Source organism: Streptomyces sp. NPDC012794 (genome assembly GCF_042901085.1).
In the GTDB taxonomy this organism is placed as follows: domain Bacteria; phylum Actinomycetota; class Actinomycetes; order Streptomycetales; family Streptomycetaceae; genus Streptomyces.
On the sequence record NZ_JBIBCI010000024.1, the window covers coordinates 26136 to 39425 of the forward strand.

The 13290-nt window shown below is 73.4% G+C and carries 11 protein-coding genes; 7 read left to right on the forward strand and 4 right to left on the reverse strand.

Annotation, left to right across the window (positions count from 1 at the left end):
* Window positions 1–20: 20 nt before the first annotated feature.
* From ACFY7H_RS30370 to ACFY7H_RS30380, 3 genes are all read right to left on the reverse strand, one after another.
* Window positions 21–998: a DEDDh family exonuclease gene (locus ACFY7H_RS30370; protein WP_388944624.1), complete on the reverse strand. Its 978-nt coding sequence runs from the start codon at window positions 996–998 to the stop codon at window positions 21–23.
* A gap of 49 nt (window positions 999–1047) precedes the next feature.
* Window positions 1048–3675 (reverse strand): MXAN_6230/SCO0854 family RING domain-containing protein, encoded by a 2628-nt coding sequence (locus ACFY7H_RS30375; protein WP_388944627.1) that lies wholly within the window; start codon window positions 3673–3675, stop codon window positions 1048–1050.
* Window positions 3676–3820: 145 nt separating this feature from the next.
* Window positions 3821–4447, reverse strand: a complete 627-nt coding sequence (locus tag ACFY7H_RS30380) for a TetR/AcrR family transcriptional regulator (RefSeq protein WP_388944629.1) — start codon at window positions 4445–4447, stop codon at window positions 3821–3823.
* A gap of 142 nt (window positions 4448–4589) precedes the next feature.
* On the opposite strand from ACFY7H_RS30380, the gene ACFY7H_RS30385 reads away from it, so the two are divergent.
* The 7 genes from ACFY7H_RS30385 (at window position 4590) to ACFY7H_RS30415 (ending at window position 11675) form a co-directional block, all read left to right on the forward strand.
* Window positions 4590–5387 carry an acetoacetate decarboxylase family protein gene (locus ACFY7H_RS30385; RefSeq protein ID WP_388944631.1) on the forward strand — a complete coding sequence of 266 codons (798 nt, stop codon included), beginning with the start codon at window positions 4590–4592 and terminating at the stop codon, window positions 5385–5387.
* Between the two features lies 1 nt (window position 5388).
* Window positions 5389–6291, forward strand: coding sequence for an SDR family NAD(P)-dependent oxidoreductase (locus tag ACFY7H_RS30390; RefSeq protein ID WP_388944634.1), 903 nt, complete (start codon window positions 5389–5391; stop codon window positions 6289–6291).
* Entirely contained in the window at window positions 6284–7576 is a 1293-nt protein-coding gene (locus ACFY7H_RS30395) for an amidohydrolase family protein (protein ID WP_388944637.1), read from the forward strand. The genes ACFY7H_RS30390 and ACFY7H_RS30395 overlap by 8 nt, the downstream gene beginning before the upstream one ends.
* Window positions 7573–8796, forward strand: coding sequence for an amidohydrolase family protein (locus tag ACFY7H_RS30400; protein ID WP_388944640.1), 1224 nt, complete (start codon window positions 7573–7575; stop codon window positions 8794–8796). The genes ACFY7H_RS30395 and ACFY7H_RS30400 overlap by 4 nt, the downstream gene beginning before the upstream one ends.
* A gap of 209 nt (window positions 8797–9005) precedes the next feature.
* The gene (locus ACFY7H_RS30405; protein ID WP_388944643.1) at window positions 9006–9917 is read left to right on the forward strand and encodes a sterol desaturase family protein; all 912 of its coding nucleotides are present in this window, start codon (window positions 9006–9008) and stop codon (window positions 9915–9917) included.
* A complete protein-coding gene (locus ACFY7H_RS30410) occupies window positions 9914–10612 on the forward strand; it encodes a lysoplasmalogenase (protein WP_388944646.1) in 699 nt (232 codons plus the stop codon). The genes ACFY7H_RS30405 and ACFY7H_RS30410 overlap by 4 nt, the downstream gene beginning before the upstream one ends.
* A 19-nt stretch (window positions 10613–10631) precedes the next feature.
* A complete protein-coding gene (locus ACFY7H_RS30415) occupies window positions 10632–11675 on the forward strand; it encodes a zinc-dependent alcohol dehydrogenase family protein (RefSeq protein ID WP_388944649.1) in 1044 nt (347 codons plus the stop codon).
* A 62-nt stretch (window positions 11676–11737) separates the two neighbouring features.
* Here the strand turns inward: ACFY7H_RS30415 and ACFY7H_RS30420 are convergent, their stop codons facing one another.
* The gene (locus ACFY7H_RS30420; RefSeq protein ID WP_388944652.1) at window positions 11738–13279 is read right to left on the reverse strand and encodes a S8 family serine peptidase; all 1542 of its coding nucleotides are present in this window, start codon (window positions 13277–13279) and stop codon (window positions 11738–11740) included.
* Between the last annotated feature and the right edge of the window lie 11 nt (window positions 13280–13290).

The following is a 13290-nucleotide window of genomic DNA, read 5'->3' on the forward strand; positions in this document are numbered from 1 at the left end:
CCCGGCCGGAGCAAGGGCCGTTACTTCTCCCCGGCCGCCGCCACGTCCCGCAGCAGCTGGGTGAAGGCCGCCTCGTCGACGATCGGGGTGCCGTACGCCTTGGCCTTGACCGTCTTCGAGGTCGGGGAGTCGGGGTCGTTGGTCACCAGCAGGCTGGTGAGCCGGGACACGCTCGTCGCGATGTGCAGACCCGCCTCCACCGCCCGGTCCTCCAGCAGTTCCCGGTCCACGGAGGTGTCGCCCGAGAAGGCGATCCGCATGCCCTGCTTGAGCGGCTTGCCGTCCTCGAAGCGCCCCGGGTTCGGGTACGGGCACGGCGGCCGTTTGCGCGAGACCCGCCAGTTGCCGCCGTTCCCGTACGAGGACTGGTAGCCGACGCGCGGAGTGGCGGGGGAGTCCGACCACTCGGTCAGCGGGCGGCATTCCAGCAGGGGCAGCCGTACGCCGTCGCGCGCGGCCGCGTGAAGCGACGGTCGGAAGGCCTCCGCCAGCACCCGGGCGTCGTCGAGGGCGTGGTGGGCGCGCTGCTGGACCACGCCGTAGTGGGCGGCGAGGGACTCCAGCTTGTGGTTGGGCAGCGGCAGGTTCAGTTCCTTCGACAGGGCGATGGTGCACAGCCGCTGGCGCACGGGCGCCGTCACGGAGGCCCTCGCGTACTCCCGGGCGATCATCTGCCAGTCGAACATGGCGTTGTGCGCGACGAGCACCCGGTCGGCGAGCCGGCCCGCGAACTCCTCGGCGATGTCCTCGAAGAGCGGCGCGTCCTGGAGCATCGCGGTGGTCAGGCCGTGGATCCAGGTCGGTCCGGGGTCACGGCGCGGGTTGACCAGGGTGTACCAGTGGTCCTCCACGTTGCCCCGCGCGTCGAGCCGGTAGACGGCCGCGGAGACTATCCGGTCGTCGCGAGCGAGCCCGGTGGTCTCCACGTCGACGACCGCGTACCCCTGTGGGTACGCGGTCGGCCATTCCGCCTCTGCGGTCGTACGGTCGTAGAGCATGGTCACAGAGGATATCGGCACGCACTGACACGCGTGGTCCGATGCCCTTTCAGGCCCGCTCCGGCTCCGGCCCGGCCGCCAGCTCCGCCACCAGGTCCGAGGCGCTCACCGACGCGAAGGATCCGGCCACTTCGGCCGGACCCGCGAAGAGCCGGCAGGCCGTTCCCGAGGCGCCCGGCCCGGCGGCGGTGGCGTGCACCGTGGCCAGGAACACCCTGCGGCCCGCGCTTTCCTCGGCGACGGCCGCCCCGGCGTCCGCGGCCGCGCGCCGCTCCTCGGGCTCGCCCGGCGACGCGACGCGGGCGGCGAATCCGGCCACCGTCTCCGCCGCGCCGGCCCGGTACCTCCACAACTCCCCGTCCCGCAGGACGGCCACCTCGCGGGAGCGGGCCGCGGCCCGCCACACCGCCAGGTCCCACAGGGTGGTGCGGGTGCCGGACCCGAAGTGCTCCCACACGTCGCGGGCGACGGACCCGAGCCGCTCGCCGTGCGAGGCGACGCTCTGGAAGCCTTCGGACGGCGGCAGGTGGACGTCCGCCCACAGGGCCCGGCGGGCGGCGAGGTCCACGACCATCGGCATGCAGACCCGGGAGTCCCCCGTCAGGTCGAAGCGCTGACGCACGGTCCGCGGGTCGTACGAGGAACCGCGGGGGCCGTCCGCCGGCAGGGCCATGAAGCCGGCGAAGGCGTCCGGCAGTTCGTCGAAGGGCACGTTGTTGTAGCTGAAGACCAGCGGTACCGCGTACACGTCCCCGTTCTCGGCGAGGGCCGCCAGGTCCAGGTCCACGTACTCGGTGGCACCGTCCGGAGCGGGCGCCGAGGTGAGGTCGCCCGAGTGCACGGCGGCCGCGCGCGGCCCGTACCGCAGGCGGGTGTAGTCGCAGAGCCCCCTGTACTTCCAGCCGGCGTCGAAGAAGGCGACGGACAGGTCCAGGTCGGTTCGGTCGCCCGAGGGCTCCGTCCAGTGCAGGAACAGCCGCAGCACCTCGTCCCCGGGCAGGGTCTGCGTACTGCCGCGCGGGACGGCGACCAGCGACCGGGACGCGTTGCGTTCGCCGAAGGGCACGGTCAGGTCCGCGAGCCCGGCGTCCAGGACCGCCAGGTCGTACGCCTCCCCGTCGGCCGCGGCGAACCGGCGCAGCACCTCCGCCTCCAGCCGGGCCGTGACCGCCCCGACGAGGGGTGCGGGCAGCGGGGCCCGCTCCTCCCACGCCACCTGGGCGCGCGCCACCCGGCCGCGCGGGAAGAACACCCGGCGCCCACCGGTACGGTCCTCGGCGCGGGTGCGCAGGGCGCCGAACGCCGACAGCAGCGGTCCCGCCCCCACGTGGGGCAGGCCCCGGTCCAGGGCCCGCTCCAGCTCGGGCAGGAGTTCCGCGCCCGGGTGCAGGCGCAGCAGGTGGTCGAGGCGGCGTACGAGTTCCCCCGGGCGCTGCCCGGCCAGCGCGGCGGCGGCCCCCGCGTCCCCCTCGGCGAGGGCCTGTTCGAGCCGGCCGGCCCAGGTGGCGGGCCGGATCCGGTCCCCGTCCACGCGGACGGCGTCCGGGTGCGCGGCCGCGCCGGCCAGCAGCGCCGCGCCGAGCGGGGTGGCGGCGGACACGGTGGTGCCGCGCAGCACGGCGAAGGCGAGCGCGGCCCGCGGATGCCGGTCGTGCCGCTCGAAGGGGTGCAGCAGCTCGGCGGCCCGCTTCCAGGCGGTCGGGTGCCGCAGCAGGTCCTCGACCAGGTACCGCGGGTCCAACCCGTCGAGCACCGCGAGGAGTTCCCGCCGCAGCGGCCGCCCGGGGTTCACGAACCGGGGCAGCGGCTGAAGGCCGGCGTCCCCGCCGGACAGCACGGCGAGCAGCCGCAGCACGTCGGTGGCGGTGGTGAGCCGCGCGGCGAGCAGCGGCCGTACCGCGTCGGCGGTCCGCCAGGCGCGCAGCAGCGTACCGAGGACCCGCGCCTTGGTCTCGCGTACGGGGATCTGCTCGGGGAGCCAGCCGAGGTCCGCCGGAGCGGCGTGCAGCAGCAGGTCCAGGTCGTCGCTCTCCTCGGGGGACAGCGGGGTCTGCCGGGCCAGCAGCGAGGCGACCACGCGGCCGCAGTCGGCCTGCCGGTCGGTGCCGAGCCGCAGCAGCCGCAGTGGGCCCCCCGCCCCCTGGGCGGCGGGTGCGGCGGAACCGGAGGACCGGTCGGGGACCGGGCGCAGGAAGGGGTCGGCGGGGTCGACGCGCCGGTGGCAGACGGGGCAGCCGGTGTAGTCGGAGCCGTCCCAGCAGGCGCGGCAGACGAGGTGGGCGCAGGGCGCGACGGGGTGGACCGTGCCGGCCTCGCCGCACAGGACGCACGGCTGCGCGGCATCCTGGAGCATCAGGGCGAAGACGCGGCTGACGTACCAGTGTTCGGTGTCGTGCGGGATGGAGAAGGGGAAGCGGCGGAAGAGCGGCTTGTGCACCCGGTCGGAGCCCATCAGCCCGTTCAGCAGCGCCAGCAGCCGCAGCCGCTCCTCGGCGAGGTCGGTCGGCGCGAGCCGCGAGAGCGCGGCGTGCAGCTCCGGGCTCAGCGCGTGGCCGCGTTCGAGGAGCTCGCCCTCCAGGGGCCGCACTCCCTCGTGGCCGGGTGACACGGCGGCGTTGGGCAGGTCGACGTAGACGGTCCTGAGCCGGTGCAGCAGGACGGACTCGATGGCGGACACGGCTGGGACCCCCTCCGGGAACGACAGGGCGGGGGCGGAGAGTGGGCGCGCGGATTCTTGGTAAAGGAGTGGAGAAGGATGCGCGCCGGGGAGCCGCCCCCGCACGGCCGATCTGATCACGGGGCCGGGCACCCGGGCAATCCGATTATCGTCCGGAGCCGGTGAGCAGGGCCTGCGTCAGGGACCGTACCGACAGCAGGAACAGCCGGTCCGGGTCGGCCGGGCGGGCCAGGGCGCGGGCGAGCGCCGGGTCGTTGGGGGCGGACTGCGGGTCCCACAGCTCACCCTCGCCCGGCGACTGGGCGGGGGAGCGCTCGCGGTTGCGCTCGACGAGCAGGAAGCCGACGGTCTGGAACTGGACGGCGCGCACCGCGTCGGCGGCCCGCACCCCCCGCAGTCCGGCGGCGTGCACCTCGTCGGCCAGTGCCCGCTGGGCGGGCAGGAACATCCGCTCGGTGAGCCCGCGCTCGTGGACCATCGCGATCAGGTGCGGGCGGGCGCGGATCTCCCGCCGCAGGGTCAGGGCCACCGAGACGATCCGCTCGGCCGGGGTGCGGCCGGCGGGGCGCACCGCGCCCATCTCCTGGACGGTCCGCTCCACCAGGGCGTCGAGGAGCCGCTCGCGGTTGCCGACGTGCCAGTAGATGGAGGTCACCGCCGTGCCCAGCTCGGCCGCGAGGCCGCGCATGGTCAGGGCCGCCGGACCGTGTCGCCTGACCAGGGACGCGGCCGCTTCCAGTACTTCGTCGCGGGTCAGCGCGTTTCTCGCCATCGCCGGGGCCGCCGATCTGTCTGCCGGAGCGTCAGTTCCGTGGTGTGCGCGGGTCTTTACCCATCATCGGTACCGGTGTAACTGTGTTACAAAACCGCCTCCGGCCCCCGCCGGGGGGACCCTCGGAAGGGTGGTGCGAGACATGGCACGCATACGGTACGGAGCGCGGACCGAGGCCGAGATCAGGGCATCGCGCGAGAAGAGCGCCAAGCTCCCCGACATCTGGTCCACCGGCGTGGTGGCCGTCTGGGAGACCGACCCCGACGTGGTGGCGGCGGTCCTGCCCCCACCGCTCAAGCCCGCCGAACGGCCCCTCGTACGGGCGAACATCAGCAAGGTCGACCTGCCCGGCTACCCCCTCGGCGCCGGCTCGGTGGCCGTGGCGGCCCGGCACGGCGGGGTCGACGGCTGGTACCCCCTCGTCATGCCGATGACCCACGAGCGCGCCCTGACCGGCGGCCGCGAGGTGTTCGGCGAGCCGAAGAAGCTGGGCGAGGTCACCGTCGAGCGCGAGGGGCTCGTCGTACGGGCCGTCCTCGCCCGGCACGGGATCGCCTTCGTCGAGGTGCGCGGGGCCGTCGACCGCGAGCTGCCGCCGCCCGGACCGACCGTGAAGACCGACTTCTACTTCAAGTTCCTCCCGGCCGTCGACGGATCCGGCCTCGACGGCGATCCGGTGCTCGTGCACTGCACCCGCAACGAGAAGGTCCGCAGACTGGAGCACCTCACCGGGGACGTGGTGCTGCGCGAGTCGATGTACGACCCCGTCGCCGACCTTCCGGTACGGCGCCTCGTGGAGCTCACCATCGGCGAGAAGACCACCGACCAGCGGGGCAGGGTCGTCGAACGGGTCAGCGCCCGGGCACTGCTCCCCTACGTCCACCAGCGCTACGACGACCCCCTCCAGATCCTCGACGGCCCGCCCGAGGGGAGCGTGTGACATGCGGCTCGCACCCGGACAGGTGGCCGTCGTCACCGGCGCCGCGAGCGGCATCGGCCTCGCCATGGCCCGCCGCTTCGCCGCCGAGGGCCTCAAGGTGGTCCTCGCCGACGTGGAGGAGGCCGCCCTGCGCAAGGCCGCCGGCGAACTCGCCACGGACGGCGCCGAGGTGCTCGCCCGGACCGTCGACGTCAGCGAACGCGACTCCGTCCTCGCCCTCGCCGACGCCGCCTACGGGACCTTCGGCGCCGTGCACGTGCTGTGCAACAACGCGGGCGTCGGATCCGGCGCCGAGGGCCGGATGTGGGAACACGAGCCCAACGACTGGAAGTGGGCCTTCTCCGTCAACGTCTGGGGCGTCTTCCACGGCATCCAGGCCTTCGTCCCCCGCATGATCGCCTCCGGCGCCCCCGGCCACGTCGTCAACACCTCCTCCGGCGACGGCGGCATCGCCCCCCTGCCCACCGCCTCCGTGTACGCCGTCACCAAGGCCGCCGTGGTCACCATGACCGAGTCCCTCTACGCCCACCTCAAGGCGGAGGGCGCCCCCGTGGGCGCCTCCGTCCTCTTCCCCGGCCCGCACATGCTGCGCACCGGCCTCTGGGAGTCCCACCGCAACCGGCCCGAGCGCTTCGCCAAGGAGCGGCCGCGCAGGTCCCCGTACCGCAGCCTCGACCAGTACGAGGCCGCGATGAGGGAGGCCGGGCACGAGGTGCGCTTCACCCCGGTCGAGGAGGTCGCGGAGCATGTCGTCGACGGCATCCGCGCCGACCGCTTCTGGATGCTGCCGCCGAGCGAGCACAGCGACCGGCAGATCCGCGCCCGGGCGCGGTCGATGCTCGACCGCGCCAACCCCGCCTACCTGGAGAGCTTCATCCTCGACCGAGGGGACCGACGTGCCTGACGAGACGTACGAGGACCCGTACCTGATCATCTCCTCCGACTGCCACGCGGGCCTGCCCACCGAGCAGTACCGCCCCTACCTCGACTCCCGCTTCCATCCCCGGTTCGACGAGTTCCTCGGGCAGCGCGACGCGCGCCGCGAGGAGGCCACCCGGCTCGGCGTGCGCAACGAGGCCTTCGCCGCGAAGTGGTTCCACGACCACGAGGAAGGCCTCAAGGGCGGTTGGGACAGCGCCCGGCGGCTCAAGGAACTCGACGGCGACGGAGTGGCCGCCGAGGTCGTCTTCCCCGACGCGGACGCCGTCGACAGCCGCACCGCCGCCCCCTTCGGGGTGGGCCTGGGCCTGTCCGGAGACCAGGACCCCGAGCTCGGCATGGCGGGCGCGCAGGCGCACAACCGCTGGCTGGCGGAGTTCGTCGGGCACAACCCCGAGCGCCACTGCGGTGTCGCCCTGCTGCCCATCACGGGCGAACCGTCCAAGGCCGTCGCCGAGATCCACCGGGCCAGGGAATCCGGCCTCGGCGCCCTGATGATCCCCTCCATGTGGGTGGACCGGGCGCCCTACCACGACCGCCGCTACGATCCCGTGTGGGCGGCCGCCGCCGAGACGGCGATGCCGATCGTCACCCACTCGGGGGCCGCGCCGCGCCACGAGTACGGCGACCACCTGGGCATCTACGTCTCCGAGGTCACCTGGTGGCCGGCCCGCCCGCTGTGGTTCCTGCTCTGGTCCGGGGTCTTCGAGCGCCACCCCGGCCTGAGGTTCGGCGTCGCCGAGTCGGGCTGCTGGTGGCTGCCGAACCTGCTGTGGTTCATGGACCGCCTCTACCTCGGCGCCCACGGCGGCAAGAAGCTCTCGCCCTTCTCGGAGCTGAAGCGCCCGCCCAGCGAGTACCTGGACCGGCAGGTGTTCGTCTGCGCGACCAACACCAAGCGCCGGGAACTCGCCCAGCGCTACGAGATCGGCGTGGACAACATCCTGTGGGGCTCGGACTTCCCGCACCCCGAGGGCACCTGGCCCGACACCCGCGCCTGGCTGAAGAAGACGTTCCACGACATCCCGGTCGCGGAGACCCGCCGGATGCTGGGCCTGGCCGCCGCCGAGGTCTTCGGCTTCGACACCGACCGGCTCGCCCCGATCGCCCGCCGCATCGGCCCCACCCCGGCCGAGCTGGGCCAGAGCCCCGACCAGGCGGCGGTGGAGGCCTCCTGGGCCCGCTCCCGCGAGACCGGCCGCCACTGGCTCACCGGCGACGACTTCCCCTCGCTGGGGGTGTCCCGGTGACGGCGGACGACCGCTACACGGTCATCTCGGCGGACTGCCACGCGGGAGCCGACCTGCTCGACTACAGGCCGTACCTCGCCAAGCGCCACCACGAGGCCTTCGACGCCTGGGCCGCGTCCTACGTCAACCCGTACGAGGACCTCCTCGCCGACTCGGCGGACCTCAACTGGAACTCGCGCCGCCGGCTCGCCGAGCTGGAGGCCGACGGCATCGTCGCCGAGGTCGTCTTCCCGAACACCATCCCGCCCTTCTTCCCCAAGGCCTCGCTGATGGCCCAGCCGCCGACCGCCGAGGAGTACGAACTGCGGTGGGCCGGGCTCCAGGCGCACAACCGGTGGCTGGCCGACTTCTGCGCGGACGCGCCGGGGCGGCGGGCGGGCGTCGCCCAGATCCTCCTCAACGACGCGGACGCGGCGGTGGCGGAGATCCGCCGCACCCGGGAGGCGGGCCTGACCGGTGGCGTCCTCCTCCCCGGCGTCCCGCCCGGCTCACCCGTCCCCGAGCTGTACTCGGCCGCGTACGACCCGATCTGGGCGGTGTGCGCGGAACTGGACGTCCCGGTCAACCACCACGGCGGCTCGGCCTCACCGCCGCTGGGCGACGAACCGGCCGCGCGGGCCGTCTTCATGGTCGAGACCACCTGGTTCTCGCACCGCGCCCTGTGGCACCTGATCTTTGGCGGGGCCTTCCGCCGCCACCCCGGCCTGAAGCTCGTCCTGACGGAGCAGGGCTCCGGCTGGATACCGGGCGTGCTGGAGATGCTGGACTACTACCACGGGCGCCTGGTCGCGGCGTCGTCCACCGCCGAGGCCAAGTTCGGCGCGGGCCTGGCCGAGTCCATGGGCCGGGGCCCGAGCGAGGTCTGGCGGGACAACTGCTTCGTGGGAGCCAGCTTCATGCGCCCCCACGAGGTCCCGCTGCGGGAACGGATCGGCCTCGACAAGATCATGTGGGGCAGCGACTTCCCCCACGACGAGGGCACCGCCCCCTTCTCCCGCGAAGCCCTGCGCATCGCGTACGCGGGCCTGCCGAGGGAGGAGGTCGCGGCCATGACCGGCGGCAACGCGGCCCGCGTCTACGGCTTCGACCTGACCCTGCTCGACAAGCTGGCGGCACAACACGGCCCGCTGGTCTCGGATACGGCCGAGCCCCTGACACAGATCCCGCCCGGCGCCACCAGCCCGGCCTTCGCCCGAGGAGCCTCCGTCCGGGTCTGGTGACACCCGGCCCCCGCCGGAGCGGATCAGGCGTCGTACGCCGTGAGCCGCTCCGGCGGGGGGGGGGGGTCTGGCCCGGCGCGGTTCGACCCCCAGGGCGGGGGGTTCCGGGCGCTGCTCTGCGAGACCCCCTTGTACCCCGGGTAACCCCGTCGGATACTGATCGGTAACAACCCCTGGCGGCAGCCCGGAACCCGCCCTAAGGTGCGCCCATGCCAAATCTGCCCGATGTCGTGCTGTGGTCCATACCCGCCTTCGTACTGCTCACCGTCATCGAGGTGGTCAGCTACCGGCTCCATCCCGACGAGGACGCCGCCGGCTACGACGCCAAGGACGCGGTCACCAGCGTCACCATGGGGCTCGGCAGCATCGGCTTCGACCTGCTGTGGAAGATCCCGGTCGTCGCCGTCTTCACCGCCGTCTACGAACTGACCCCGCTGCGCGTGCCGTTCCTGTGGTGGACCGCCCTGCTGATGCTGCTCGTCCAGGACTTCCTCTACTACTGGCAGCACCGGCTACACCACGTCATCCGCATCCTGTGGGCCTGCCACGTGGTCCACCACAGCAGCCGCAGGTTCAACCTCACCACCGCCCTGCGCCAGCCGTGGACCAGCGCGACCACGTGGTGGTTCTACCTGCCGATGGTCGCCCTCGGGGTGCACCCGGCGGCGATCCCGTTCTGCTACGGCATCAACCTGCTCTACCAGTTCTGGGTGCACACCGAGCGCATCGGGAAGCTGCCGAGGCCCTACGAGTACGTCTTCAACACCCCCTCCCACCACCGCGTCCACCACGCCTCCCAAGGCGGCTACCTGGACCGCAACTTCGGCGGCATCCTGATCGTCTGGGACCGGATGTTCGGGTCCTGGGTGGGGGAGACCGAGCGGCCCGTCTACGGGCTCACCAAGAACATCGACACCCACAACCCGCTGCGCGTCGCCACCCACGAGTACGCCGCCATCGCCCGCGACGTACGCGCCGCCGACAGCTGGCGCGAGCGCGCCGGGCGGGTGTTCCGGGGCCCCGGCTGGCAGCCGGCGGCCAAGCGCGCCGATGCGGCGCGGGCCGCCGCTCCCGCTCCCGCCGCCGCCCCCGCCGCGAAGGCGCCGGAGCGCGCCGCGTGAGCGCCGCCGGGACCCGTACGCCCTCCTGGGCGGCGCGGCCGGTGGCCGCCGGACGTGCCGGACGCGTCCTGCTCGCCGCCTTCGGCGCGGCGGCCGCCGCCGACCTCGGTTCGCTGCTGGCCGACTGGCACCTCGGGCACGTCCTCGCCAAGCCGCTGCTGATGCCGCTGCTGGCGGGGTACGTGCTGACCCGCGGCGCGCCCCGCCTGCTGGTCGCCGCCCTGCTCTTCGGCTGGGGCGGGGACCTCGCCCTGCTCTTCGACGCCGAGCCCGCCTTCCTCGTCGGGATGGGCTCCTTCGCCCTGGGGCACGTCTGCTACCTGTTCCTCTTCGGCAGGGTCAGGACGAGCCCCGCGCTCGGGGGCGCGTACGCCGTCGCACTCGTCGGGACCGTCGCGCTGCTGTGGCCGGACCTGCCGGCGGACCTGCGGATCCCCGTCGCCGGGTACAGCCTGCTGCTCACCGCCATGGCCTACCGCTCCAGCGCCCTCGGCCGCGCGGCGGGCGCCGGCGGGGCGCTGTTCCTGCTGTCCGACACCCTCATCGCCACCGGGGTCGCCGAGTGGCCCCAGCTCCCGCGGCCCGACTTCTGGATCATGGCCACGTACCTCGCCGCCCAGTACCTGCTGGCGCTGGGCGCGATCACCCGGGGGCAGGCGTACCGTAGGGAGGTCATACAAGACTCAACCATTTGATCCGGAGGGCTGCACCACCATGCGCGCCACCGTCATCCACGCCCCGCACGACATCCGCGTGGAGGAGGTGCCCGACGCTGCGATCCAGCGCCCCGAGGACGCCGTCGTCCGCGTCCTGCGCGCCTGCATCTGCGGCAGCGACCTGTGGGCCTACCGCGGCGAGGCCGCGCGTCAGCCCGGCCAGCGCATCGGCCACGAGTTCCTCGGCATCGTCGAGGAGACCGGCTCCGCCGTCTCCGGCCTGCGCGCCGGGGACCTCGTCGTCGCCCCGTTCATGTGGTCCGACGGCACCTGCGACTACTGCTCCGAGGGCCTGTACACCTCCTGCGCGCACGGCGGCTTCTGGGGCTCCGTCGGCCACGACGGCGGCCAGGGCGAGGCGGTCCGGGTCCCGCACGCCGACGGCACCCTGGTGAAGCTGCCCGCCGAGGCCGTCTCGGACGACCACCTGCTGACCGGCCTGCTCGCGCTCTCCGACGTCATGGGCACCGGCCACCACGCCGCGCTGGGCGCCGGCGTCCGCGCGGGCTCCACCGTGGCCGTCGTCGGGGACGGCGCGGTCGGGCTGTGCGGCGTCCTCGCGGCCAAGCGGCTCGGAGCCGAGCGGATCATCGCACTGGGCCGCCACAGCGCCCGTACGGACATCGCGAAGTTCTTCGGGGCCACCGAGGTGGTCGCCGAGCGCGGGGAGGCCGCCGAGGCCGCCGTGCGGGAGCTGACCCGGGGCCAGGGCGCCCACGCCGTCATCGAGGCGGTCGGCACCGAGCAGTCCATGCGCACCGCCGTGAACATCACCCGCGACGGCGGCGCCATCGGCTACGTCGGCGTCCCGCACGGCAGCGGCACCGGCCTCGACCTCGGTGTGATGTTCGACCGCAACATCACCCTGCGCGGCGGCGTGGCACCGGTCCGGGCCTACATCCCGGAGCTGCTGGAGGACGTGCTGAGCGGCGCGATCGACCCGGCCCCCGTCTTCGACCGGGCGGTCTCGCTGGACGAGGTCCCGGACGGCTACCGCGCGATGGACGACCGCAGCGCGCTGAAGGTCCTGATCAAGCCCTGAACCGGCGGACGTGAAGGGCCGGGCGGGGAAACACCCCGCCCGGCCCCTTCACGCGTGGGCCGTTACTTGACGGCCTTGAGCGCGTCGACCACGCCCGAGCCGTAGTACGCCGTCTGGCCCCACTTGGTGGTGCAGGTGGTGGCGTCGATCAGCTTGCCGGTGTTGTCGTAGACCTTCTCCGGGCAGGCCGTCTTCGTGGCCTGGGCCTTCAGCATGGCCTGGAGCTGGGACGGCGTGGCCGTCGGGTGCGCGCTCTTCAGCAGCGCCGCGACGCCCGCCACGTGCGGGGCGGCCATCGAGGTGCCCTGCTTGTAGCCGTAGCCGCCGGGGACGGTCGACAGTACGCGGCCGTTGGCGTCCGGGGTGGCGGGGACCTGCCACTTGTCGCCGCCGGGGGCGGCCACGTCGACGACACCCAGGCCGTAGGTGGAGTAGTACGACTTGAAGCCCTGGTCACCGGTCGCGCTCACGGTGACCACGCCCGGCAGCTGGGTGGGCAGGTCCAGGCAGACCTTCGGGTCGATCGTGCGCGGGCCCGGGGTGGAGTCGTTCGGGCTGGAGTCGTCGAGGATCGAGTCCGCGGCCAGGTCGTGGTTGGAGTTGCCGGCCGAGGCCACGTGGAGGACGCCCTTGCGCTCGGCGTACTTGGTGGCCCGGCCGAGGGCCTCCACCAGCGCCTTCTGGTCGTCGTCCGCCTTGCAGTTGTAGAGCCACGGGTCGACGTAGTAGCTGTTGTTGGTCACCTCGATCCCCTTCTCGGCGGCGAACATGAAGCCGCACACGACCGCCTCGGTGTAGAAGAGGCCGTTCCCGGGCTCGCTCACCTTGATGCCGGCGACCTTCGCGCCCGGCGCGACACCGCTGATGCCCACGCCGTTGCGGGCGGCGGCTATGGTGCCGGCCACGTGGGTGCCGTGGTCGCTGCCGTCCGCGTACGGACGCCACGCGCCCTCACTGGTGTCGGCGACGCCGCCGACACAGTTGGCGGACTGCTCCTTGGAGAAGTTGGGCGCCAAGTCGGGGTGAGTGTCGTCCACACCCGTGTCGATGACGCCCACGGTGACGTCCGTGCTGCCATCGTTGATCTTGTGCGCCGCGTCGGCCTTGATCGCCCGCAGGTCCCACTGGTTGGACTCCAGGGGCTCCTGACCCGGCTCGGCCTGCGCCGCCGCGTTGGCGGCGGCCTCCGCGCTCAGCCGCTGGGTCGTGCCCTCATCGGTGGTCTGCACCGGCTGGAGGGGGGCCGTGCGGGTGGCGCCGACCGAGACGAAGAGGCCGCGCTGCGCCCGCAGCTGCTTGGCGAAGTCCGGGTTCTCGGAGTGCGCGACGATGACTCCGATCTGCTCGTGGGCGATCACCACCGTCCCACCGGCCCGCTCGATGGCCTTCTTCGCCGCCGTCGTCGTGGCGTACACGTTCAGGTTCGCCACGTAGGACAGCTTCGGGCCGGTGGCGGCGGTCTTCGATGCCGTCACCGAGTCCGCCGTGGTGCCCAGCGGCGCCGCCGAGGCGGCCACCGAGGGCAGGAAGGCGAGCGAGGCCGTGAGCGCCAGGCCGACCGGAACGGCGAGAACTCGCCGGCGGCCGTGTCCCAGATGAGCCATGGGTTCTCCAC